At 65.7% G+C, this 23,135-nt stretch carries 21 protein-coding genes; 10 read left to right on the top strand and 11 right to left on the bottom strand.

From position 1 onward, the window contains the following. Window positions 1-44: 44 nt before the first annotated feature. The 8 genes from NMQ16_RS02975 (at window position 45) to NMQ16_RS02940 (ending at window position 7,906) form a co-directional block, all read left to right on the top strand. Window positions 45-275, top strand: a complete 231-nt coding sequence (locus tag NMQ16_RS02975; protein WP_257078993.1) for a hypothetical protein — start codon at window positions 45-47, stop codon at window positions 273-275. Next, window positions 272-589, top strand: a complete 318-nt coding sequence (locus NMQ16_RS02970) for a cell division protein ZapA (protein WP_069038708.1) — start codon at window positions 272-274, stop codon at window positions 587-589. The genes NMQ16_RS02975 and NMQ16_RS02970 overlap by 4 nt, the downstream gene beginning before the upstream one ends. Before the next feature lie 550 nt (window positions 590-1,139). Then, window positions 1,140-2,666 carry an acyl--CoA ligase gene (locus tag NMQ16_RS02965; protein WP_257078992.1) on the top strand — a complete coding sequence of 509 codons (1,527 nt, stop codon included), beginning with the start codon at window positions 1,140-1,142 and terminating at the stop codon, window positions 2,664-2,666. Window positions 2,667-2,720: 54 nt separating this feature from the next. Beyond that, window positions 2,721-3,725, top strand: a complete 1,005-nt coding sequence (locus NMQ16_RS02960; protein WP_257078991.1) for a tripartite tricarboxylate transporter substrate binding protein — start codon at window positions 2,721-2,723, stop codon at window positions 3,723-3,725. 106 nt (window positions 3,726-3,831) lie between these two features. Beyond that, window positions 3,832-4,341 carry a tripartite tricarboxylate transporter TctB family protein gene (locus NMQ16_RS02955; RefSeq protein WP_257078990.1) on the top strand — a complete coding sequence of 170 codons (510 nt, stop codon included), beginning with the start codon at window positions 3,832-3,834 and terminating at the stop codon, window positions 4,339-4,341. 30 nt (window positions 4,342-4,371) lie between these two features. After that, window positions 4,372-5,868 (top strand): tripartite tricarboxylate transporter permease, encoded by a 1,497-nt coding sequence (locus NMQ16_RS02950; RefSeq protein ID WP_069038704.1) that lies wholly within the window; start codon window positions 4,372-4,374, stop codon window positions 5,866-5,868. A 101-nt stretch (window positions 5,869-5,969) separates the two neighbouring features. Then, entirely contained in the window at window positions 5,970-6,974 is a 1,005-nt protein-coding gene (locus NMQ16_RS02945; protein WP_257078989.1) for a 2-dehydropantoate 2-reductase, read from the top strand. Between the two features lie 113 nt (window positions 6,975-7,087). Further along, window positions 7,088-7,906 (top strand): sulfite exporter TauE/SafE family protein, encoded by an 819-nt coding sequence (locus tag NMQ16_RS02940; RefSeq protein WP_257078988.1) that lies wholly within the window; start codon window positions 7,088-7,090, stop codon window positions 7,904-7,906. 13 nt (window positions 7,907-7,919) lie between these two features. Here the strand turns inward: NMQ16_RS02940 and NMQ16_RS02935 are convergent, their stop codons facing one another. Together NMQ16_RS02935 and mgtE are read right to left on the bottom strand one after the other, a co-directional pair. Next, on the bottom strand, window positions 7,920-8,447 hold the full coding sequence (locus NMQ16_RS02935) for a hypothetical protein (RefSeq protein ID WP_257078987.1): 528 nt from the start codon (window positions 8,445-8,447) through the stop codon (window positions 7,920-7,922). Between the two features lie 12 nt (window positions 8,448-8,459). Beyond that, complete coding sequence (gene mgtE, locus NMQ16_RS02930) at window positions 8,460-9,866, bottom strand: magnesium transporter (protein ID WP_257079294.1); 1,407 nt, start codon at window positions 9,864-9,866, stop codon at window positions 8,460-8,462. A 196-nt stretch (window positions 9,867-10,062) separates the two neighbouring features. Here mgtE and NMQ16_RS02925 point away from each other — a divergent pair, with 196 nt between their 5' ends. Then, window positions 10,063-12,075: a ribonuclease catalytic domain-containing protein gene (locus NMQ16_RS02925; protein WP_257078986.1), complete on the top strand. Its 2,013-nt coding sequence runs from the start codon at window positions 10,063-10,065 to the stop codon at window positions 12,073-12,075. 76 nt (window positions 12,076-12,151) lie between these two features. Here NMQ16_RS02925 and NMQ16_RS02920 read toward each other — a convergent pair whose 3' ends face one another. The 5 genes from NMQ16_RS02920 to NMQ16_RS02900 all read right to left on the bottom strand — a co-directional run bounded on the left by NMQ16_RS02920 (window position 12,152) and on the right by NMQ16_RS02900 (window position 17,824). Next, on the bottom strand, window positions 12,152-13,840 hold the full coding sequence (locus tag NMQ16_RS02920) for a CorA family divalent cation transporter (protein ID WP_257078985.1): 1,689 nt from the start codon (window positions 13,838-13,840) through the stop codon (window positions 12,152-12,154). Window positions 13,841-13,863: 23 nt separating this feature from the next. Next, window positions 13,864-15,420, bottom strand: coding sequence for a glycosyltransferase family 39 protein (locus NMQ16_RS02915; protein WP_257078984.1), 1,557 nt, complete (start codon window positions 15,418-15,420; stop codon window positions 13,864-13,866). A 225-nt stretch (window positions 15,421-15,645) separates the two neighbouring features. Further along, on the bottom strand, window positions 15,646-16,425 hold the full coding sequence (locus NMQ16_RS02910; RefSeq protein ID WP_257078983.1) for a ChbG/HpnK family deacetylase: 780 nt from the start codon (window positions 16,423-16,425) through the stop codon (window positions 15,646-15,648). Further along, window positions 16,422-16,805, bottom strand: coding sequence for a GtrA family protein (locus NMQ16_RS02905; RefSeq protein ID WP_257078982.1), 384 nt, complete (start codon window positions 16,803-16,805; stop codon window positions 16,422-16,424). Before NMQ16_RS02905 ends, NMQ16_RS02910 begins: the two co-directional genes overlap by 4 nt. A 2-nt stretch (window positions 16,806-16,807) precedes the next feature. Then, on the bottom strand, window positions 16,808-17,824 hold the full coding sequence (locus NMQ16_RS02900; RefSeq protein ID WP_306441644.1) for a glycosyltransferase family 2 protein: 1,017 nt from the start codon (window positions 17,822-17,824) through the stop codon (window positions 16,808-16,810). 296 nt (window positions 17,825-18,120) lie between these two features. Here NMQ16_RS02900 and NMQ16_RS02895 point away from each other — a divergent pair, with 296 nt between their 5' ends. After that, the gene (locus NMQ16_RS02895) at window positions 18,121-18,948 is read left to right on the top strand and encodes a PEP-CTERM sorting domain-containing protein (RefSeq protein ID WP_257078981.1); all 828 of its coding nucleotides are present in this window, start codon (window positions 18,121-18,123) and stop codon (window positions 18,946-18,948) included. A 99-nt stretch (window positions 18,949-19,047) separates the two neighbouring features. Here the strand turns inward: NMQ16_RS02895 and NMQ16_RS02890 are convergent, their stop codons facing one another. The 4 genes from NMQ16_RS02890 to NMQ16_RS02875 all read right to left on the bottom strand — a co-directional run bounded on the left by NMQ16_RS02890 (window position 19,048) and on the right by NMQ16_RS02875 (window position 23,099). Next, a complete protein-coding gene (locus tag NMQ16_RS02890; RefSeq protein ID WP_257078980.1) occupies window positions 19,048-19,452 on the bottom strand; it encodes a group II truncated hemoglobin in 405 nt (134 codons plus the stop codon). A gap of 237 nt (window positions 19,453-19,689) precedes the next feature. Further along, window positions 19,690-21,402, bottom strand: a complete 1,713-nt coding sequence (locus NMQ16_RS02885; protein WP_257078979.1) for an ABC transporter ATP-binding protein — start codon at window positions 21,400-21,402, stop codon at window positions 19,690-19,692. A 49-nt stretch (window positions 21,403-21,451) separates the two neighbouring features. Continuing rightward, window positions 21,452-22,549 carry a transglutaminase-like domain-containing protein gene (locus NMQ16_RS02880; RefSeq protein ID WP_257078978.1) on the bottom strand — a complete coding sequence of 366 codons (1,098 nt, stop codon included), beginning with the start codon at window positions 22,547-22,549 and terminating at the stop codon, window positions 21,452-21,454. Window positions 22,550-22,574: 25 nt separating this feature from the next. Then, window positions 22,575-23,099 carry a TlpA disulfide reductase family protein gene (locus tag NMQ16_RS02875; RefSeq protein ID WP_257078977.1) on the bottom strand — a complete coding sequence of 175 codons (525 nt, stop codon included), beginning with the start codon at window positions 23,097-23,099 and terminating at the stop codon, window positions 22,575-22,577. Window positions 23,100-23,135: the final 36 nt, after the last annotated feature.

Genomic DNA, 23,135 nt, shown 5'->3' with positions numbered 1-23,135 from the left:
AGAGTGGCTTTTTCTTTTGCGCTGCCGCCCGGTCGGCGCTTGTCTTGACCGCCCGATGGGCGCCCACCTATAGTTCGCCGATGGATCACGATATCAATCAATTGGGCGACCGTCTCGACATCCTGCTGGGTCGATTCGGGGCGCTGCACGATGAAAACATCGTGCTGCGCAACCGCGTGGCGGCGCTGGAAGGCGAAAACAGGGTACTCGGCGACAAGGTCGAAGCGGCGCGCGAGAAGGTGAGCAGACTGCTCGAAAGGTTGCCACAGGAATGAGCCGCGAACCCGCGCAGGCGGAAACCACTGAAATCACGATACTCGGACGCGAGTACCGGGTGCAATGTCGGGAAGGTGATCGTGACGCGCTGAATGCGTCGGTCGAACTGGTTGAGCGCCGCATGCGCGATCTGGCGGAAACGACGCGCGCGTCCGGCGAACGGCTTGCGGTGATGTGCGCGCTCAATCTGGCACACGAAATTTTTCAGATGCAGGCGACCGGCGGTGTTGATTTGGTGCCGCTGCGGCGTAGAATAAATTCCATGCAATCGCGCATCGAAGAGGTGCTTTCCAGTCAGGAAAAGCTTTTCTAGATGTCGGTTGCGTCAGGGCTGAACGCCCTGAGCATCAATCCCCTGCGGTGTTCGCCAAGGTCATAGATTCCTTGAACCAATGTTGATTGGCATGAGGTCGCGAACCTAGGACGCCGCTGTTGTGCCGGCCCTTCACGGGCTGGCCTGATGCGGCAGGAACGCAGCCGCTCTGAACCCACGGTTCAGGATGCCGGCCTAGCGACATGCGCGGGGGTCCCCCTACCGACGCCCACCACCCCGGGTGCGCGGTACGGTCACCGAGGTGACCGCCTCTGGTTGGCGATGAGACACATCGCAGGCCAAGGTCTTGTGGCTTATCTGCCACAGACTGTTCCAACTCAGTGTCTTTGCAGCAAAGTTTTGCATAAGCTGATCGCTTGGTGCGGACATGGCTTGAACGATCGTTCGTTATGGACGACACTCACAGCCCCCATTGTTTTGCTTTCGCGGAACAGCGGTTGTCCGCGGTGACCTGTCGGCTTGCCTCTGCGGTACCCCGAAGCGCGCCATTGGCAGCTTCCTGAATTTCAAACTGTCTTACGGAGTCTGTATGTCGGCCACTTCTACGCTGATCGAGCTGTTTTCCACCGGTGCCGATGCATCCGTCGCGCTGTCTGCGCCGACGCGTTCGGACCTGAGCTTCGGTCAGCTGCGTGCCCTGATGGCACGCACCATCGCACGCCTGAACGCGCTCGGCATCGGCCGCAATGATCGCGTCGCCATCGTGTTGCCGAACGGCCCGGACATGGCCAGCGCATTCATCAGCATCGCCGCCGGCGCCACGGCCGCACCGCTCAACGCCGGCTATCGCGCGGAAGAATTCGAGTTCTATCTGTCCGATCTGAACGCCAAGGCGCTCGTGGTCGATCGCGGCAGCGTGTCGCCGGCCATCGAGGTGGCTAAGAAGCTGGGTGTGCGCGTCATCGATCTGGTGGCGCAGGACGCGGCAGGAGACTTCATGCTGGAACCGCGCGAGGCGGCCGATGTGTCCGCACCGGCGCACCCGGGCAACGCCCAGCCGGACGATGTGGCACTCGTGCTGCACACATCGGGTACGACCTCACGTCCGAAAATCGTCCCGCTGACCCAGCGCAATGTGTCGGCATCGGCGCAGAACATCTGCGCGACGCTCGCCTTCACCGAAAAGGACCGCGGCCTGAACATCATGCCGCTGTTCCACATCCACGGTCTGATCGCCGGCATCATGGCGCCGCTGTCCGCCGGCGCATCGGTGTTCTGCACACCGGGCTTCGACGCGCTGAAGTTCTTCTCCTGGATGGATGAAGCGCGTCCGACCTGGTACACCGCGGTGCCGACGATGCACCAGGCCATCCTGTCGCGCGCATCGCGCAACAAGGAAACGATAGCCCGCAACCCGCTGCGTTTCCTGCGCTCGTCGTCGTCGTCGATTCCGCCGCAGGTCATCCGCGAGCTGGAAGAGGTGTTCGGCGCGCCGTTGATCGAAGCCTACGGCATGACCGAGGCGTCGCACCAGATGGCGTCCAACCCGCTGCCGCCGCGCCCGCGCAAGCCAGGTGCGGTCGGGCTGGCGGCCGGTCCCGAAGTGGAAATCATGGATGACGACGGCAATATCCTTCCGGCCGGCGAGATCGGCGAAATCGTCATCCGCGGTGCCAACGTGACGCCCGGCTACGAAAACAACGAGAAGGCGAACAAGGAAGGTTTCACCCACGGCTGGTTCCGCACCGGTGATCAGGGCAGCAAGGACGCCGAGGGCTATCTGTCGCTGACCGGCCGCCTGAAGGAAATCATCAACCGCGGTGGCGAGAAGATTTCACCGCGCGAAGTCGACGAAGTGCTGATGGACCACCCTGCGGTCGCCCAGGTCGTGACCTTCGGCATTCCGCACCCGAAGCTGGGCGAGGAAGTCGGCGCCGTCGTCGTGCTGCGCGAAGGGCAGAGCGCGACCGACAAGGAAATCCAGGCCTTCGCTTCAACGAAGCTCGCCGACTTCAAGGTGCCGCGCAAGATCCTGTTCATGGACGAAATTCCCAAGGGTGCGACCGGCAAGCTGCAACGCATCGGGCTGGCACAGAAATTGGGTCTGGGTGTCTGATCCACGACCTTTCCCGCAGTACCGTCATCAACAATATCCACTGAGGAGAGCGCAATGATCGAGTTCAAGAACTGGGCCGCAAGAGCCCTGGTGTCTGCGGTTGCAGCGATCGGTCTGACCGGTGCGGCACACGCCTGGGAACCGACCAAGCCTGTCGAGTTCGTCGTGCCGGCCGGCACGGGTGGCGGCGCCGATCAGATGGCCCGTTTCATCCAGGGCATCGTGGCCAAGAACAAGCTGATGGAGCAGCCGCTGGTCGTCGTCAACAAGTCGGGTGGCGCGGGTGCCGAAGGCTTTCTGGAAGTGAAGGGTGCCAAGGGCAACCCGCACAAGATCATCATCACGCTGTCAAACCTGTTCACCACGCCATTGGCGACCGGTGTTCCGTTCAACTGGCGTGACCTGACGCCGGGCGCGATGCTCGCACTCGACCAGTTCGTGCTGTGGGTGAATGCCGATGCGCCGTACAAGACGGCCAAGGAATATATCGACGACATCAAGGCCAAGCCGGCCAGCACGTTCAAGATGGCCGGTACCGGTTCGAAGCAGGAAGACCAGATCATCACTGCGATGATCGACAAGGCCACCGGCAAGAAGATCATCTACGTGCCGTTCAAGGGCGGCGGCGATGTAGCGGTGCAACTGGTTGGCGGCCATGTCAATTCGACCGTCAACAACCCGATCGAAGCCGAAGCCCACTGGCGTGGCGGCAAGCTGCGCCCGCTGTGCATCATGGACACCGAAAAGCTGAACTACACCGATAAGGTGACGGACACCCAGTCATGGGCTGACATTCCGACCTGCAAGAGCGCCGGTGTGCCGATCGAGTACCTGATGCTGCGCGGCATCTTCCTCGCTCCGGGAGTCACCCAGGAGCAGGTTGATTTCTACGTCAATCTGTTCAAGAAGGTGCGTGAAACACCGGAATGGGCCGATTTCATGAAGAAGGGTGCATTCAAGCAGACCTTCATGAGCGGCAAGGAATTCGCCGACTGGGTGGGCAAGACCGAAGCGATGCACTACGGCCTGATGAAGGACGCCGGCTTCCTCGCCAAGTAATCCGCCTCAAGCAAGTGAGTCACACGGGCGGGTCATCCCGCCCGTGTTCATTTAGTCGCCCCGCCGCAAAGATGCATGCGCCCTGTTTTCATTCTGGAGATTCGTGATGGAGCGATCCGAGGAAGCCGCTGAAGCCGGCTTGTCCAACCGCTGGCCGGAACTACTGGTCGCGCTGTTCCTGTTCGTCATGGGAATCATCGCGGTCATTGACAGCATCCGCGTCGGCATAGGCTGGGAAGAGGGCGAAGGCCCGCGCGCCGGCTATTTCCCGTTCTACATCGGCTGCATCCTGCTGGCGTCAAGCGGCTGGATCCTGATCACCGCGCTGATGAAGTTCAAGCGCGCGCAGCCGCAGTTCGCCAGCTGGACGGAACTGCGCTCGGTCATGCAGATGCTGGTGCCGCTGACCATCTATGTGGCGGCAGTGGTGTTCCTGGGCATCTATGTCTCTTCGCTGGTGCTGATCGCCTTCTTCATGAAGGTGCACGGCAAATTCGGCTGGCTGGCCACGGTGATCACCTCGATCGGCGTGCCGCTGGGCGCCTTCCTGCTGTTCGAGCGCTGGTTTCTCGTGCCGCTTCCAAAAGGTCCGATCGAGCTGATGCTCGGTCTGTGACACCACAAGAACTCATCCTCCGAGACCGAGATGGACGAACTCAATAACCTCATGCACGGGTTCAGCGTCGCGATGACGCTGCCCAACCTGGGCTTCATGGTGCTCGGCGTCACGCTGGGCATCCTGATCGGCGTGCTGCCCGGTCTGGGCGGCGCCAACGGCATCGCCATCCTGCTTCCGCTGACCTTTTCGATGGACCAGACCTCGGCCATCATCATGTTGTCCTGCATCTACTGGGGCGCATTGTTCGGCGGCGCGATCACGTCGATCCTGTTCAACATTCCGGGCGAGCCGTGGTCTGTCGCGACCACCTTTGACGGCTATCCGATGGCGCAGCAGGGTCGTGCCGGCGCCGCACTGACCGCGGCATTCACGTCGTCATTCGTCGGTGCGTTCTTCGCCGTGCTGCTGATCACCTTCCTCGCTCCCCTGGTGGCGAGGTTCGCGCTGAAATTCGGTGCGGCGGAAATGTTCGCGGTGCAGATGCTCACCTTCTGTTCCTTCGTCGGCATGAGCAAGGAACCACCCGCCAAGACGCTGGCTGTGATGGCACTGGGTTTCGCGCTGGCCGCGGTCGGCATGGACACGGTGACCGGCACGTTGCGCATGACCTATGGCGTGACCGAACTGCTGAAGGGTTTCGACTTCCTGATTGCGGTGATCGGCCTGTTCGGCATCGGCGAAATCCTGCTGACGATGGAAGAAGGGCTGGCTTTCAAGGGCAAGAGCGCGAAGATCCAGCTCGATGTCGTGCTGAAGACCTGGGCTGAACTGCTGCGTTACTGGAAAACCTCGATCCGCTCGGTGCTGGTGGGCTGCTGGATGGGCGTTACGCCGGGTGGTGCCACGCCGGCCTCCTTCATGGCCTACGGTCTGGCCCGTCGCGGTGCAAAGGACAAGGATTCGTTCGGCAAGGGCAACATCGAAGGGGTGGTGGCGCCGGAAACCGCAGCGCACGCGGCCGGTACGTCGGCGCTGCTGCCGATGCTGACGCTCGGCATTCCGGGTTCGCCGACCGCCGCCGTGCTGCTGGGCGGCCTGCTTATCTGGGGTCTGCAGCCGGGGCCGCTGCTGTTCACCGAGAAGCCGGACTTCGTGTGGGGCCTGATCGCCTCGATGTATCTGGGCAACATCGTCGGCCTGATCATCGTGCTGACCACCGTGCCGTGGTGGGCAGCCATCCTGCGCATTCCGTTCTCGGTCATCGGCCCGATCATCATCGTCATCTGCGCGATCGGCGCCTACACGGTGCACAGTTCGATCTTCGACGTGGTGATGATGCTGGTGTTCGGCGTGTTCGGTTACCTGTTCAAGAAGCTGCGCTATCCGCTCGCGCCTCTGGTGCTCGCGCTGGTGCTGGGCGACATGGCCGAATCGAGCTTCCGCCAGTCGATGCTTCTGTCGCAGGGCAGCCTGGACATCTTCTGGGCGAATCCGCTGGTCGGCGGCCTGATGGCCTTGTCGTTCGTGATGCTGCTGTGGCCCATCGTGCCGGTGCTGAAGCACCAGCTGCGCCGCCGTACTTGATCTGAAACCGCCGCGCCCGCCGCACGACGGCCGGGCGCGGCCGGCGGCGGCGGCGTGACCGGTGTCCGGCGCGCCGCCGCGCTCTCGAGGGAGATGAAAAGATGAAGATTGCAGTCGTTGGCGCAGGTGCCATCGGAGGTTATCTGGCCGTGAAGCTGTCGCGTGCCGGCAATGAAGTCACCTGCATCGCGCGCGGCCCCAACCTCGCCGCCATCCAGGCGAAGGGCATGTCGCTGATGCTGGAAGACGGCACGGTCGAGCACGCGCCGGACATCCGCGGAGTGCAGAAGATGACGGACGCCGGCGTGCAGGACGTGATCCTGCTGACGCTCAAGGCGCATCAGGTGAAGGACGTCGCTGCCGACATGCGGGCGCTGTTCGGCCCGGACACGCTGGTCGTGACGATGCAGAACGGCATTCCGTGGTGGTACTTCCACAAGCTGGCCGGCGATTACGAAGGCACGCCGGTCACCTCGGTGGACCCGGACGGCATCGTCGCCGCGAACATCGAAGTCGAGCGGGTCATCGGCAGCGTGGTGTATCCGGCGTCCGAGCTTGTCGAGCCGGGCGTCATCAAGCTGATCGAAGGCAATCGCTTCACGCTGGGCGAACTCGACGGTTCGCGCTCGCCGCGCATCGAGGCGCTGTCGCAAGCCATGATCGCCGCCGGCTTCAAATCGCCGGTGTCGAAGGACATCCGCTCCGAAATGTGGGTGAAGCTGTGGGGCAATCTGAGCTTCAACCCGATTTCGGCGCTGACGCATGCCACGCTTGAAGATATCTGCCGCTTCCCGCTGACCCGCGAACTGGCTGCCAACATGATGCGCGAGGCGCAGTCGGTCGGCGAAAAGCTCGGCGTGGAATTCAAGATCGCGCTCGACAAACGCATCGCCGGCGCCGAAGCGGTGGGCGCGCACAAGACCTCGATGCTGCAGGACGTCGAAGCCGGCCGGCCGCTCGAATTCGAGGCGCTGGTCGGTTCGGTGCGCGAACTGGGCCGCATCACCGGCATTCCGACGCCGAACATCGATGCGGTCTATGCGCTGGTGTCGCTCCTGGCGCGCACGCTGTCGGACAAGCGCGGCAAGCTGGCCATCGCTGGTTGACGCGGCGCGTTGCCGTCACAGGGCACCTGCGGGTGCCCTGTGTGCTTCTGCGCAACGCGGGCTTTGCGGTCGCACTGCGGCCTGTGTTCAGATAGCGGTTTTTGCAGCGCACCATGATTTTCTTCCCCGATACCGAATTCGTGCTTGCCTGCCTGTTGCTGGGCACCGTCACGGGCTTCCTGGCCGGATTGCTGGGCATCGGCGGCGGCGCGCTGCTAGTGCCGATTCTGGTCAGCCTGTTCGAACGGCTGCACGTCACGCCCGACCACATCCTGCATCTGGCGCTCGGCACCTCGATGGCGGCCATCGTCGCGTCGGCCGCGATCAGCCTGCGCACCCACCATGCGCATGGCGCAGTCGACTGGCCGACCGTGCGCACGATGACCGCAGGCGTGCTGATCGGCACCCTGTTCGGTACCTTCATCGCGCGCGAAGTGTCGACCCAGGTACTGTCGCTGATCTTCGCGGTGTTCATCGGCTACGTCGCGCTGACCATGCTGATCGGTTTCAAGCCGAAGCCTGCCCGTCAGTTGCCCGGAGCAGGCGGTTTGATCGCGGCCGGTGGCGGCATCGGCGTGGTGTCGGCGCTGGTCGCCATCGGCGGCGGCGCGCTGACGGTGCCCTTCCTGACCTGGTGCAACCGCGACATCCGCCAGGCCATCGGCACCTCGGCCGCGCTCGGCCTGCCGATCGCGCTGGGCGGCACGGCCGGTTACATCTTCAATGGCTGGGGAGTGCCGGACATGCCGCCGCAGGTGCTGGGCTATGTGCACCTGCCGGCGCTGGTCGCCATCGTCGCGGGCAGCCTGTTCACGACACAGCTCGGCGCGCGCGCCGCACACCGGCTGCCGGTGCCGCTGATCAAGCGGCTGTTTTCGCTGCTGCTGGTTGCGCTGGCCGTGCGCATGCTGTGGAAGCTGTGGAACGCCTGAACCGCGCCGTGGTTCAACGCCGATGCGTCGCCCGGGCCAGCCGCTCCACCAGCGCGTCCTGATCGGCGCTGCGGCCGGCGGCGCCCATCGCGGTGAAGCTCACCGTCAATTCACCCACCTTCAGCATGCCCTGACGCAGCATCGAGAACGGCTCCGGCGTGATGTCGCCACCGGCGTCGAAGAAGTAGCCGGCGGGTGCGCTTGCCGGCACCGGTTGCAGCGGTGCATCGGCCGCACCGACGGTCTGTGCGGTGCGCGCCACGCGGGTGCGGATTTCATCCAGCGTTGACGGCGGCTTGCGATCGGCCGCCTTCCACACCGCGGTCACCACCCACTGTGTCATGCCGTCGGGCGCCGACACGGTCAGGGTTGGCGGCATGCGCACATCGTGCCGGCTTTCCTCCACGGTCCAGCTGTCCGGCACGCTCAGTTCGAGCGAGCCCGCTTCGGCACAGGTGATGACAAGAGCGCGGTCGGCCGCTTCGGCGCAGGCGCCTGCGATCATCAGGGCAAGGCTGGCAGTGAAGAGCCGGAGGCGCATGGACGTTCCCGATCAGAGCAAAACAAGGGTGGCCAGCCCGAGAAAGATGAAGAAACCGCCGGAGTCTGTGACCGCGGTGATCAGCACCGAACCGCCAACCGCCGGGTCGCGGCCGAGCCGCGCCAACATGATCGGAACCGTCACGCCGATGAAGGCGGCCAGCAGGAGGTTCAGCGTCATCGCCGCGCTCATCACGGCGCCCAGCGCCCACGAATCGTACAGCCAGGCGGCCAGCAGGCCGAGCAGGCCGCCCCAGACGATGCCGTTGATCAGTGCCACGCCCATCTCCTTGCGATAGAGCCGGCGTGCCGCATCGGGTGCGATCTGGCCGAGCGCGATCGCACGCACGATCATCGTGATGGTCTGGTTGCCCGAATTGCCGCCGATGCCGGCCACGATGGGCATCAATGCGGCCAGCGCGACCAGTTTCTCGATCGAGCCTTCGAAGGCGCCGATGACGCGCGAGGCGAAGAAGGCGGTGCCCAGATTGATCGCCAGCCAGGCCCAGCGGTTGCGCACCGAATCCATGATGGGCGCGAAGATGTCCTCTTCCTCGCGCAGGCCGGCCTGGGCCAGCAGCTCTTCTTCGGACTGTTCGCGGATGAAGTCCATCACCTCGTTCACCGTCAGCCGGCCGATCAGCTGATCGTGGTGATCGATCACCGGCGCCGACACGAGGTCGTAGCGCTCGAAGGCCTGGGCGGCCGATTCGGCGTCGTCCGAGGCGTGCAGCACCAGCGGGTGCTCACGCATCACGGCCGCCACTTCGACTTCGCCGTCGTTGATCAGCAGGGTGCTCAGCGACAGCACGCCGCGCAGTTTTTCTTCGCGGTCGACGACGAAGATCTGGTCGGTGTGATCGGGCAGTTCATCGAAGCGGCGCAGATAGCGCAGCACCACTTCGAGCGTCACGTCCTCGCGCACGGTGACCATGTCGAAATCCATCAGCGCGCCGACCGAATCGTCCGGGTAGGACATGGCGGAACGCAGCTGTTCGCGCTCTTCGACGTCGAGCGCGCTGAACACGTCCTGCATGACCTCGGTCGGCAGGTCCGGCGCGAGATCGGCCAGTTCGTCGGCGTCCAGCTGTTCGACGGCAGCCACCAGTTCCTTCGGCTCCATCGCATCGATCAGCGATTCGCGCACCGCATCTGACACTTCGAGCAGGATTTCGCCGTCGCGGTCGGCGCGCACCAGATCCCACACCAGTAGCCGGTCCTCCGGCGGCAGCGCCTCAAGGATGTAGGCGATGTCGGCCGGGTGCATCGTGTCGAGCTTTTTCGTCAACTCGCTGTGGTGCTGCTTGGCGACCAGCGTTTCCACCAGGTCGTGACGCGGCATTTCCTGACGGTGCAGCAGGCTTTCGACCCGCTTCTGACGGTCGAGCAGCGACCTCACCTCTTTCAGGCGACGGTGCATTGCATCAAGCGGCAGGATTTCGTCGTGTTCGTCCACAGGGTGTCGTTCAGGCAGGGTGATCGGTGCAGAAGGAGGCATCGATTGTAGCTGCCGCCTGTCAGCCGGCTCCGGGTTTTTGCCGCAATGCGACAACGTGCGGACCCCGGGCGGCGCTTATCCGCGATAATCGCGGTCCGAGTTCTTCCGTACCCGCTTCATGAATGTTCTTTTCGAAGAGGACGGCCACTTCCGCGCCGGCTCCGTGATGACCGACAGCGTGTCCTCGCTGCAGGTCGAACTGCCGAGCGGCAAGCGTTCCAAGGTGAAGGCAGCCAACGTGCTGCTGCGTTTTGCCAGCCCCGATCCGGCAGCCCTGCTGGCTGCGGCCGAAGTGCAGGCGGCCGATCTCGATGCCACCTTCCTGTGGGACGTGTGCGGCGACGACGAATTTCCGTTCGAGGAGCTGGCGCGCGAGTATCACGGTGCCGCGCCGACAGCCGAACAGGCCGCTGCCATCCTGCTGTGCCTGCACGCCGCGCCGGTGTATTTTCACCGCAAGGGCAAGGGCCGCTTCCGCAAGGCGCCGCCCGACATTCTGAAAGCCGCACTGGCCGGCCTGGAAAAGAAGCGCCTGCAGCAGGAGCAGGTCGATGGCTGGGTCGCCGAGCTGCTCGCCGGGCGCACGCCGCCGGACATCGCGGCCTGCAGCGCGCAGATCCTGTACAAGCCGGACCGCAACCGGCTCGAAACCAAGGCGGTGGAAGCCGCCGCCACGTCGGCCGGCCTGTCGGTGGTCGGCCTGATGGCGAAGGCCGGCGCATTTGCGTCCAGCCACGAGTACCACCTCGGTCGCTTCCTGTTCGAATACTTCCCGCGCGGCACCGACTTTCCGACGTACGAGGTGCCGCTGGCCGGCGATCTGCCCGAGGCCGGCGTGCGCGCCTTTTCGATCGACGACGCCACCACGACCGAAATCGATGACGCCTTTTCGGTGCAGCCGAAGGCCGGTGGCGGCTGGCGCATCGGCATACATATTGCAGCGCCGTCGCTCGGCATCCAGCCGGGCACGCCACTGGGCGACATCGCGCGCAGCCGGCTGTCCACGGTGTACTTCCCCGGCCGCAAGATCACCATGCTGCCGGACGAGGCAGTGGACACCTACACGCTGCAGGCCGGCCGCAGCTGTCCGGCGCTGTCGCTCTACCTCGATGTCGAGACCGACCTGCGCGTCACGGCGAAGGCAAGCCGCATCGAACAGGTTGCCGTGGCCGCCAATCTGCGCCACCACGAGATCGAGCCGCTGTTCAACGAAGACACGATCACCGGCGGTGAGCTGCCCGAATTCGAGTGGCGCGACGAACTGCTGCTGCTGTGGCGTCTGGCCGAAGTGCTGGAAGCCGGGCGCGGCAAGCCGTCTGCCAACGCCGGCCAGATGGACTTCAATTTCTACGTCGACTGGGCACAGACGACGGAAGACGGCGAAGGCCGCGTCGACATCCAGCGCCGCGCGCGCGGCAGCCCGCTCGACAAGCTGGTCGCCGAACTGATGATCGTCGCCAACAATACCTGGGGCAGCGATCTGCGTGATGCTGGCATTCCGGCGCTGTATCGCGCCCAGGGCGCCGGCAAGGTGCGCATGACCACGGTCGCGGCACCGCACGAGGGGCTGGGCGTCGATTGCTACGCGTGGTCCACCTCGCCGTTGCGCCGCTATGTCGACCTGGTGAACCAGTGGCAGATGATTGCGCTGCTGCGCGGCGACGAGCCGGTGTTTCCACCGAAATCCGAAGCGCTGTTGTCGGCGCTGCGCGATTTCGAACTTGCCTATGCGGCCTACGCCGACTTCCAGCGCGGCATGGAGCGTTACTGGTGCCTGCGCTGGCTGCGCCAGCAGGCGCGCGAAGGCAATACCGTGTGGCCGGCCATCGTGCTGCGCGAATCGCTGGTGCGGCTGGAGCATGTGCCGCTGGTGCTGCGTTCGCCCAGTCTGCCGGCGCGCGACCCGCGCTCGCGCGTCGAGGTCGAGATCGACCAGCTCAATCTGCTCGACAACGACGCGCGTGCCCGCTGGGTTGGCGATCTCGCCGCACTGGCCGGTGCGGCACAGGTGTCCGAGGAAGAGTTGGCGGAAGAGATCGCCGAGGCGGAACTGCCGCCCGAGACGCCGGCGGCAGACGCGCTGGTGCCCGAGCTGCCGGTGGCCGCACCGGAGAGCGGCGAAGCGGACTGAGCGGGCTTTTGCCTGAGGGGAAGGGTGTCGCAGGCGTGCGCCGGCGCGCCGTTCGTCCGTTGGGCGGTCGGCAGCCTCAGGGCTTGCGCGCCCGCAGGTCGTTGCGCCGGCGTCCGGTCGGACGGCCGCGCCAGATGCGCAGGAAGGACTTGAACTTCTGTCGCCGGGTCAGCGTGTCGTCCGACACCGCGTCGAAGAATTCCGACAGCGCACTCGATTTCTTCAGCGTGTAGAAAGCGAGCAGCACGGTCGGTACAGTCACCACCAGCACGGCGCCGATCTTGCCGGCCAATGTGGCCGGCGGGCCGTCGAAGATGTTCATGCCGAGGAAGCCGGTGACGATGGTGCCGACCAGACCGAAGATGGTCACCACGGTGAGGCGCAGCAGGGTTTCGTTCTGGCGCCGGCTGTCGTCCGCTTCGAGGTAGTTGTCCATGTCCAGCACCTCGGCGCGCAGCTCGTTGTAAAGCGCCTCGTTGCCGAGGTTGCGGGTCCACAGGTCGAACAGGTCCTTGGCCATCGACTGCTTCGATACCTCGCCGAACCAGTAGCGGTGGTTGAAGCGCAGGAAGATTTCCATCGTCTGGCGGATGCCGCGCTTGAAACGGCGGCGCGAATCGACGTCGTCGGCGTCGAGCAGGCTGACCGCGACCACCAGCCGGTCCATCAGCATCAGCAGCGACGCGCGGTGGAAGTGCGCAATCAGGCCGATCAGGAAGTACTGGTGGCGGAACTCCGCCAGCAGGCCGTTCTGCGGGTCGGAATAGCCGGCCAGGCCGTGCTTGCCCACCATCACCATCGAGGGGCCGGTGCAGATGACGCGCGTGCTGGCGTTGTCGCTGCGCCGCGCCGGCACCCAGAAGCGGTCATAGCAGGCGGTGCGCTCGAACTCGTCCATCACCTGTTCCGAATACGGAAGTGGATGGCCGTCGTCCGGCTGCGTGGCCTGGCCCAGACGCACGAAATCCTCGCGGCTCAGCGCGAACGGATCGTCGAAGGACAGGAAGGTCATCTTCGGCAGCCGGTGGTATTCCAGCTGCCGGTAGCGGATGTCGCCGACCGCTTCCGAATGGTGCAGCACCATGGGCTGCAGCAGATATTCCCAGTGGCGTCCGATGCACGAGGCGCGGTGCTCCCAGGCGTGGTGCAGATAGCGTTCGCGGTCGCCATAGTCGGACTCGGCCAGCACCGCACCATTGTGGCCGACCCACTGTACGGTGCGCATGCACTGTGCTGCGCGCCCATCCGTATCGGCATTGCTCCACTTCGCCGGAAAGGCGCGTCCGAAGCGGAAGAGCAGTTCCTGCACCCGGGCCAGCGGAAGGTTGTCGGCATGCACTTCCATCGCGAGGATGACCACATCCACGTCGTAGAAGAAGTACAGGTCGATGTGCTGTACCGCGAGGTCGAGCGTGCTGCCGTCTTCGCAGCCGAGCCGCACCGCGGCCACATCGTTGCGCCGGAATACGCGGATCGGCGATTCACCGTAGCCGGGCTGGGTCGAACTCGACCGCCCCTGGCCATACAGGAAGCGCTGCACATGCGGCAGAAAGGTTACGAATTCGCGGTAGTGCCGCTCGTGGAAATCGGCCGGCGAACCGGTGAATTCGTCGCGCTGTTCGCGCCAGGGATTGCCCTCGGTGATGGCGGCCAGTGCCTGCGGGTGGCGTTGCACCTGATCACCACTGCGCAGCGGCATCAGCCGCAGCGGCCACATCAGGATCTGGCGGAAATGTCGGGCGACCGGCGGATCGGTGAGGCTCATGGGCGATTCAATGTCAACAGACCCTAGCGCAGCAGCCGGCGCTGTTCCGCCGTCAGCATGCGCCGGTCCTTCAGGATTGTCAGCGGCAGTCCTTCGCGTGCCACCTGGCCAATGATGCGGCCGGCCAGTACGCTGTCGCAGTCCATGTGCGTGGTCGAAATGAAGAAGTCGGCGCTCACCCAGTCGCGGGTGATGACGAATTCCGGGCCGAGCCAGGCGTCGGCTTCGACCGGATCGGCGCACACCGCAACCCGCCAGGGCGCGGCCGGCCGGGTTGTGCCCTTCAGATGATCGCGCAGCAGGCCGCTGGCTTCGCGCACGCCGTCCGACCAGTAATCGGCTTCCCAGCGCCCGGCGACCGCCGCTTCGAAACCGCCGGCCAGGCGGTTGTAATTGACGTAGTGATACGGATGCAGCCGCGCCAGTGCGACCAGCGGATCGAGCGCCCCGATGAGGCACAGCGCGATGAAGGCAGCCGCCAGACTGCGCGAGGCGCGGGCGTGCCGCCACAGGGCGTACAACCCGGCGGCGGCGATGACCGCCAGCGGCGGCAGCAGGAAGGTGAAGTGGCGGATGCCGTTGTACAGCGCCGGCCGGGTCGCGATGGCCAGCGCCAGCGGCAACAGCGCCGCCAGAATGACCGTCAGCCAGGGCAGGTGCTGTCGCAGCGGGTGGTGGCGCGCGTCCAGCGCCGGAGTGAACACTGCGGTGAGCACCGCCGTGAGCAGCATGCCCAGCGCGGCGACGAGCCCGGCCAGCGCCAGTTCCGGCAGACGCACTGCAAGATAGATCGGCAGGTAGCTGCGCGGCACTTCGGTGATCGCCATGACCTGGCCGTCGAGCACGGTCTGGATCGCGAAGGTGACGTGCGAAAAGGTGGTCAGCGCCTTGATCAGATTGCCCGGCGCCTGCGCCGCCCAGGGCCAGAACAGCGCGATCAGCGCCAGTGCGACCGGCAGGGCGGGCAGCAGCGTGCGCAGCGAGCGGCCCAGATGCGCGAGGCGGGCGCGCCAGTCGCCGTCGACCAGCGCCATCGAAGCGAGCACGCCGAACCCGAGCACCATGACGCCGAATACCGCACCGACGCGCAGTCCGAAGGCGCAGCCGATCGCCACGCCCAGCTTCAGCACCAGACCGAGTGGCGGTGCCGGCAGGCGCGTCACGATGAGCGTCGTGTACCAGGTCACCCACGCCATGCAGGCGGCAAACGGGATGTCCTTCGTGTGGGTGAACAGCGCGCCGCTCCAGGCACCGGTGAGCATCAGCAGTGCCACCGCGATGCAGGCGGCGGTGTCGTTCAGCAGGTGGCGTGCCAGCCGATACACGGCGACCATGCCGGCAAAACCGAATGCAGCCGACAGCAGATGGCGCATGTCCCACACATTCATCGGCAGCACGCGTTCGAGCGCGGCAGCGATCAGGTCGAACAGCCCGCCATACAGGTACAGGTCCTTGTAGTGGAAGGCCGACATGTCGGTCAGCCCGGACGCGTAGTAGTCGAGCAGCAGCCGGCCGTAGGTGTGCTGCACCCACTCGTCGTTGCTGATGCCGTGCTGGCCGAAGGTCAGTGCGATATGCAACGCAATGAACGCGAACAGCGCGAGTCCCGTGACATGTGCAGTCAGGCGCGGGAGGCTGCGTGTTGCAGGGTGAAACGTTGTAGCGGTCGGTGTCAAAGGATGCATGGAGCGGGCCGGGAGCCGGGGGCAGAGGCGTAACGCGCTGCCTGCGCACGCGCTGACAGTGCAGTCGATGAATGGGTTGGAAAGCGGGGCGTCAAGGGTGAGAGGCCGGATGCCAGCTGTTCACGGTCGTAGCCGCCCGATCTGAATGCCGGTCGCTGCGAGCCGGTCCTGGAAATCGCTCCCGGCCAGCACGCCGTGTTCGACCACGCGCGCGCAGCCGATCGGATCGCCTGGCATGGCCTGCATCGCCGGATGGCACATCACCGCGTCGCCGTCATCGGCGGTGGCGAACCAGTGCGCCAGCCGTTTGCGGTAGCTGGCGGCGTCGCAGTCGAAGCCGTAGGCGCCCAGCAGGCGCGGCATCACGCGGAAACCTTCGGCGCGGGCGCGGCGCAACAGCGCAGGGGCACCGAGCGCGGCAATGAAGCGCGGCTTGAAGCCGTCGCCCGCGCGCGCGCCGCTGATGCGCAGCCAGGGCAGCCGGCTGCCATAGCGCGTCAGCAGCACGTCGATCAGCGCGTCGCGGATCTGCGGCATCTGATGCACATGCTGGTGGCCGTCGATGTAGTCCGGCGCGTGGCCGGTGGCGTCTTCGAACCGTGCGCATTGAGCGGCGACTTCGTCGCGCAGCGACATCTGATCGAGGCGGCGGCTCTGGCTCAGGACAATCAGCGGCCACAGGCTGCGGCGTGCCGGCGCGAATTCGGTGAAATCCAGGTGCAGGCCAAACCCGGTGGCGCTGCGGCGGGAGGCGACACGATTGGCCGCAGCCGGCCAGCCCGGCGCACGCGTCATGCAGGCCGCGCCGCTGAGGCGGCCGGCGTCGATCAGATCGAGCACCGCCGCATCGACGGCCGGGTGGCAGCCGTAGTCGTCAGCGGTCAGATAGACCGTCTTCATGCCGTCCGGTGTGCGAACGCCCAGTAGCGGCCGAGCACCCAGGTGCTGACAGCGACGCACACCAGCACGATGGCCAGTGCGATCCACAGCGGCAGCGGCGTGTAGCGCAGCAGCGCGGCCAGCATCAACTGGTTGCCGACGAAGGCGGTGCACGACACTGCCAGCAGCCGCGGCAGCGCCTGCCGGTGGCTGGCTTGCGTGCCGGCGAACGAAAAGCGCCGGTGGCCGAGGTAGCTGACCGGAAAGGCGCACACGAAGCCGATCAGGTTTGACCACGCCGGATCCACGCCGGTGGCGGCATCCACAGCCAGCGTGACCAGATAATGCACGCCCGCGGCGCAGCCGCCGACGATGAGGAAGAGCAGCACGGAGGCGCGCATGTTCAGTCCTCTAGCCTGTCTGCGTGCGCCACCTGCTCGCGCCGCACGAGTTCCGCAACGACATACGGCGGCCGGCCCTTCACCTCTTCGTAAACACGCGCGAGGTATTCGCCGAGGATGCCGATGAACAGCAACTGCACGCCGGAGAAGAACATGATGCTGACCACCACGGTCGGCCAGCCCGGGAGGTCGATACCGAACACCAGCTTTTCGATCACCTCATAAAGTCCATAGGCAAAGGCCAGCGTCGACAGCAGCAGCCCGGTCAGGCTGGCCATGCGCAGCGGCAGCACCGAAAAGCTGGTCAGCCCGGTCCATGCCAGCCGCATCAGGTTGAGCCGGTTGAAGGTGGTGACGCCGGCTGCGCGCGGCAGCGGCGTGTAAGGAATGCCGATCGAGCGGAAGCCGACCCAGGCGTACATGCCCTTCATGAAGCGCTGGCGTTCCGGCAGCGCGAGCAGGGCATCGACCACGCAGCGGTCCATCAGCCGGAAGTCGCCGGCATTGGGCGGGATGTCGAGCCGACCACCGATATTCATCAGGCCGTAGAAAACCCGGGAGCCGAGCCGGTTGAACAGGCCCTGTTCGCCGCGGTCGGCGCGTACCGCATAGACCATGTCGTAGCCGTCGCGCCAGCGCGCCAGCATGTCGCCCAGCAGTTCGGCCGAATGCTGGCCGTCGGCATCCATGCACACCACCACGTCGCCGCGCGCGTATTGCAGCCCGGCGGATATCGCTGCTTCCTTGCCGAAATTGCGCGAAAAGCGCACCAGCGTGACGGGCAGGCGAGCCGCGCAATCGCAGGCGATCTGCGCCGTCGCGTCGAGGCTGCCGTCATCGACCACCACCAGTTCGAAGGCGGGTGTCAGCGCCGACAGGTGGCCGGCGATCATGTCCAGCGTGGCGGCCAGCGCGCCCGCTTCGTTATAGGCCGGGATGACGATGCTGACGCAGGCGGGCGGCCCGATGCGTCGTGAGGAAGGCTGCAGCCGGGTGCCGGCGGGGTCGGTCGGGATCATCGTGGGCGCGCCCGCACGGACGGCAGCGGCGGGGCAGGAAGACGGCGCAAGAGGTTGGCGAGGTGCGCAGTGTACCGGCCTGCAGTCGCTGTCGGGGGGCTTTACAGCACCGGTTGATAGTTAGTGTGCGCAGTTGTTTGCATTTTCAAGTCCATGAAAACAAACAAAAGAGAACGGTGTGGCATGGCGATTGCTGACTGGAAACCGTCAGGCTCGAAGCGATGGGCGTCGAGTCGCCACACAAAGATGATGCGGGCACGCTCCGGATGTTCGCCCGCCACGATCAGGACACCATGATGAAATTCTCGAAGATTGCACTGACACTGACACTGGCGCTTGCCGCATCGGCCAGCCAGGTTTCCGCCGCCATCATTGCTTCGGATGATTTTTCCTACGCGACCGGCGCGCTCAACGGCGCCAACGGCGGTACCGGGTGGAGCGGCGGCTGGAGCGCCACGGGTGCTGCTTCGGTCAGCGATCCGGCGGTTGATCTGGACGGCAACCGCGCGGCATCGTTTACCTCGAACGCCGGCAACGCGGCGCACCGCGCCCTGTCATCGGCCTTTACCGGCGACAGCGTGTTCGTCAGCTTCTTCATTCAGGTGGCGACCGGTTCGAATATCGGCAACAACGACTTTCTGGGCCTGTGGCTGCAGAACGGCGCCGCCAACGAAGGTTTGAATCGCCCGACGCTCGGCCTCAAGGGCAACGAGGTGACCAACGACGCGTCGCGCAACGACCTGTTCGTGCGCACCACCGGCAGCAACGGCAGCTTTCTGGCGTCCAGCAACGTGATGCTTGGTCAGACCCATCAGATCGTCGGTCACCTGTACCGCAACGCGGCCGGCAACTACACCAACTTCGACGCCTGGCTGAACCCGACTGCAGGTGACCTCGGCACGCCGGACGCCAGCTTCGTCGGCAATTCGGGCATCAACCAGATCACGCGCGTCGGCATCCGCACTGCGCATCTGGATCCGGGCGACAACGTCCTGATCGACCGCGTCGTGCTGGCGACCACTTTCCGCGAAGCGATCGGTCAGCCGATCCCGGAACCGGGCGTACTGGGTTTGCTGGGCCTTGGCCTGGCCGGTATGGCGTTCATGCGCCGCCGCATGGCCTGAGCCGTCGACGCACACTCTCCGCTCGACGTACTTTCGCCTTGGGGCAGCTTCGGCTGCCCCTTTTTCGTCGACGCCCTGCCAGCGGGAGCGCATGTCTGCTCAGGGCCTGTTCTTCAGCGCTTCGGCCGCGCGGGTCAGGTGCTGCATCAGCTTCGGCGCGAGGTCCATCGGAATGTCGGTCGCCTCGATGGCATGCACCATGCAGCGCAGCCAGGACACGACTTCCTCCTGGCCGATGGCAACGTGCGCATGCATCTGCCGCAGGTTGGCGTGGCCCATGCGCTCGGCGTAATAGCGGGGGCCGCCGAGAAAGCCGCACAGGAACTCGAACTGCGCCTCGCGCAGGTGGGCCACGCCGAAACCGTGCTGGTGCAGCGCGTGTACCGGCGCCCCGTCCGGGTGGGCTTCGACGATGTCGTAGAAGGCATTGACCAGCCGGCGCAGCGGCGCTTCGCCACCGATCTGCTGGAACATGCTGGCGGGGCGGGTCGCGCCGCTGTTCATCGGGTCTCCTGGACGGGGCTGCATGTTGGGCCTGCTTGTTGGGCATCGCTGCGCTCACCCCAACCTACTGTTGCCGCAGAAGTCTGCAGCTTCCGCTGCCCCGCCCACTCGCCGCAATACCCCGGTGGGGGTACCCGCCCAGCACCGTCCACACGTGGGTTGGGGTGAGCGCAGCGATGCCCAACTCCGACCTTCACAAGCGGCCGCCGCATCCCGGCCGCAGCGGCGCAACCCCTATCAGGCCGGAATCGCCGCGGAGGGGCCAACCAATTGCCCGGCGTCCATCGTCAGCACGCGGGCCATGCGCTCGAAGGCGCGTGGCCGGTGCGCGATCAGGATGACTGTGCGCCCGGGCGCGTGATCGCTCATCAGCGCGTCGATCACGCGCGCTTCGGTGTCAGCGTCGAGCGCCGACGTGGCTTCGTCCAGCAACAGCACGGGTGCATCGCGCAGCACGGCGCGAGCGAGCCCTACGCGCTGTCGCTGGCCACCGGACAGGCTGTGCCCCTTTTCTCCTACCGGACTGTCGAGGCCGTCGGGCAGCAGCGCGATTACGTCGTCGAGCTGCGCGATGCGGCAGGCATTCAGCAGCTCGAGTTCGCTCACGTCCCGGCCCAGCGTCAGGTTGTCGCGCAGCGACAGGCTGAACAGTTCGGTTTCCTGCGGCACCACGGCGACCTGGTGCAGCAGCGCCTCGTGCCGGATGTCGGACAGCGGCACCTCGTCGACCGCCAGCCGTCCCGATTCCGGCGGGTAGAGCGCGAGCAGGAGCTTGACCAGCGTGCTCTTGCCGGAACCCGAACGCCCGGCGATGCCGATGTGCTCGCCGCGCCGAATCGTGAAATCGAGCGGGCCGAGCACGCGCCGACCGTCGTGCGCAAAGGTCAGCGCTTCGGCGTGCAGCAGCTGCCAGTCGGCCGGCCAGTCCAGCGTGCCGTGCTGCGCGGTCTGCGGCGCGAACAGCGGCATCATGCGGCCGAGGTTGGAGGTGCGTTCGATCATGGTCTGCACGCGGTCGGTCATGTCCATCGACGCTTCGCGCAGCGTGTTGAAGTAGGCGGTGTAGGTGAGCACCAGTCCGACCGACAACCCGCCTTCCATCACGCCCCAGGCCACGCCGAGTATGTAGAGTGACCACGCCAGCGCGGTATGCAGCTGGAACAGCATCCACTTGGTGTTGGTCAGCCGCAGCCGGCGGTAGGCGAAGTCGCGCGCCGCCTGTTCGCGCGCGGCGACCCGCGCCGTCATGTCGGCGCCGGCATTCATCGCCTTCACCGAGAGAATGTTGGCGGCGCTTTCGACGAAACTGCCGCTGGCGTTTTCCATCGACGCGTTGATCTGGTCCGACAGCTTCGCGATGCGCCGGTAGAAATACCACTCGATGAAGCCGAGCACGCCGCAGTAGTACAGGAAGAAGAACACCGTGGCCGGGTGCAGCAGCATGCAGGCAATCAGTGCGCCGAAGAAGGCACCGGATGCCGTGAGCAGCGCGTTCACCAGGTCACTGGTCCAGTCGCGCACCGCGTCGGCGCCGGTCAGCACGCGCTGTGCCTTGTTGCCGGTGCTTTCCTTCTGATGCCAGCCGAGCGAAAAACCGAGCAGGCGCTCGAAGCCCCACACCTTGGCGCGCATGCGCGCATCGATCGACATGCGGCCGATCACCCGCTTGGTGGACAGCCGCACCAGCGCAACCACCGCATGCGCCACGCCCAGCGTGGCGATCAGCGTGTACATCGGCGTCAGCGAATCGCCGCGCTGCCAGCCGATCAGGAAGTCGGCGACCTGACCGATCAGGAAGGGCGGCAGCATCGGGTAGAACTGCACCACGCCGAGCACGCAGATGAACAGCAGATAGCGTCGCCGGTCCGTGTCCAGAAAGAACCGGATGGCGCGCGGGACGTCGGTCAGGCGGAAGTGCGCGTCGGCGCGCAGGTTGCGGGAGTCGTTCACGGTGACGGGCCGGCGCGCCGGACGGCCGCGCCGGCGGACGCAGTCAGGCTCAGGCGGTCACTTCCTTCGATGTGATGGCATAGACGAAGCTGCCCGCATCGAGGCTGTCGGCGCGCCCGGCGGATGTTTCCAGCTGCGGATACATCAGGAACGGGATGGCCGGGCCGGTCGCTTCCGGCAGCTTCAGGTCGTGCGCCACGTTGTAGGCCAGCCAGTTCATTTCCCACGAACCGAACAGTGCCTTGCGCGCGGCCACCACCACGTCGTCCTGCAGCGTCAGGCCGGGGCGCTCTTCCAGCACCACCTTGCGTACGTCAGCCGGATCGACCGGCACCCAGCCGAAACCGGCCAACCACACTTCGGCGCGGCAGTGCTGCGCCTTGGTGATGTCGCCCGCCTTGCCCAGGCTCTTGTAGCCGAACTTCGAATCCGCCACGCGCACGCCGTACACGTCGCGCGCCGGCAGGCCGGCGGCGCGGGCCAGACCGACGAACAGCGCATTCAGGTCGGCACACTTGCCGCTCAGATTGCCGCTCTCCAGCATGCTGCGGATGTCGCCCAGCCCGCAGCCGCGCGTTTTCGGGTTGCGTTCGGTGTTGTCGCAGATCCACTCGTACAGCGCGCGTGCACGCTCGATGTCGTTGCCCGCACCCCGGGTGATCTTCAGCGCGGTGTCGCGCACGATGCCGTCGGTCGGCAGCAGTTCGGTGGCCTGCGTATAGAGCTTGTGCGACTGCGCATCGAGCGGCGCGACGGCGCCCGGACGGCTGAAATCGACCGCGCGGTCGCGCGTGGCGAAGCGGTTCACCAGTTCGATCACCGGCGCCTCCTGACCGGCGCGCCACTGCGCCACCAGCATTTTGGCGCCATACACGGTGTCTTCCGCGATGCCGGCGCGCATCGCGTTGCCCTGCCAGTCACCGGCCAGCGGCTTGATCCAGTCCGGATTGTCGATCGACGGCAGCGGAATCCATGCCGTGGCCACCTCGCCGCGCGTGACCGGCTTGACGACGGTGGTCACCTCGAAGGTGCGCCAGCCGGCGTCCGGCGAAGGTTTGAAGACGGGCTGCGCGGCTGAGCCGGGCAGCGGCAGCATGCCGGACAGGCCGGCCAGTGCGGAAGACTGGATGAAACGACGACGGTCCATGATGACACTCCGATTGATGCAACAGCTATTTCAGCAGACTTCGCAGCCGTTCCAGCACTGCGTTGTCCTCCCATTCGATCACGCCCTGTGCACGCGCCACGATGCGGTGCTGCCGGTCGAGCACCACCGTGTAGGGCAGCAGACGCGCACCCCACAGCCGGCTCAACCGCTGGTCGCGGTCGTGCAGCACCGGCAGCGCAAGGCGGGCGCGCTGCATGAACAGCGCGGCGTCGGCTTCGCGGTCGGCCACCGCCACGGTCAGCACGACCAGTCCGGTGCCCGCCAGTTTCTCCGGCAGGCGCGCCAGCGCTGGCATTTCATCGCGACAGGGCTCGCACCACGAAGCCCAGAAATTGATCACCAGCGGCTGACCGGCATGGCGGGCGAGCTGCTGCGCCAGCCGCACATCGTCGCCCACCGGGGCCGCTGTCGGTGTTTCAGCGACCAATTCGGCAACCGACCCGGCGGCTGTCGCCGTGCCGCACAGGGCAAGCCAGAGCAGAAAGAGTGGCAGCGCGCCCATTCCGGCGCCGCGAAGTGTCGCCCACATCGAAGTTTTCGTCTTCCCTTTTGTTCGACTGCCGGT

It is taken from the genome of Methyloversatilis sp. XJ19-49, from assembly GCF_024580145.1.
Taxonomy (GTDB): Bacteria; Pseudomonadota; Gammaproteobacteria; order Burkholderiales; family Rhodocyclaceae; genus Methyloversatilis.
The sequence above is the reverse complement of the archived record's forward strand: the minus strand, read 5'-3'. Positions and strand labels throughout refer to the sequence as shown.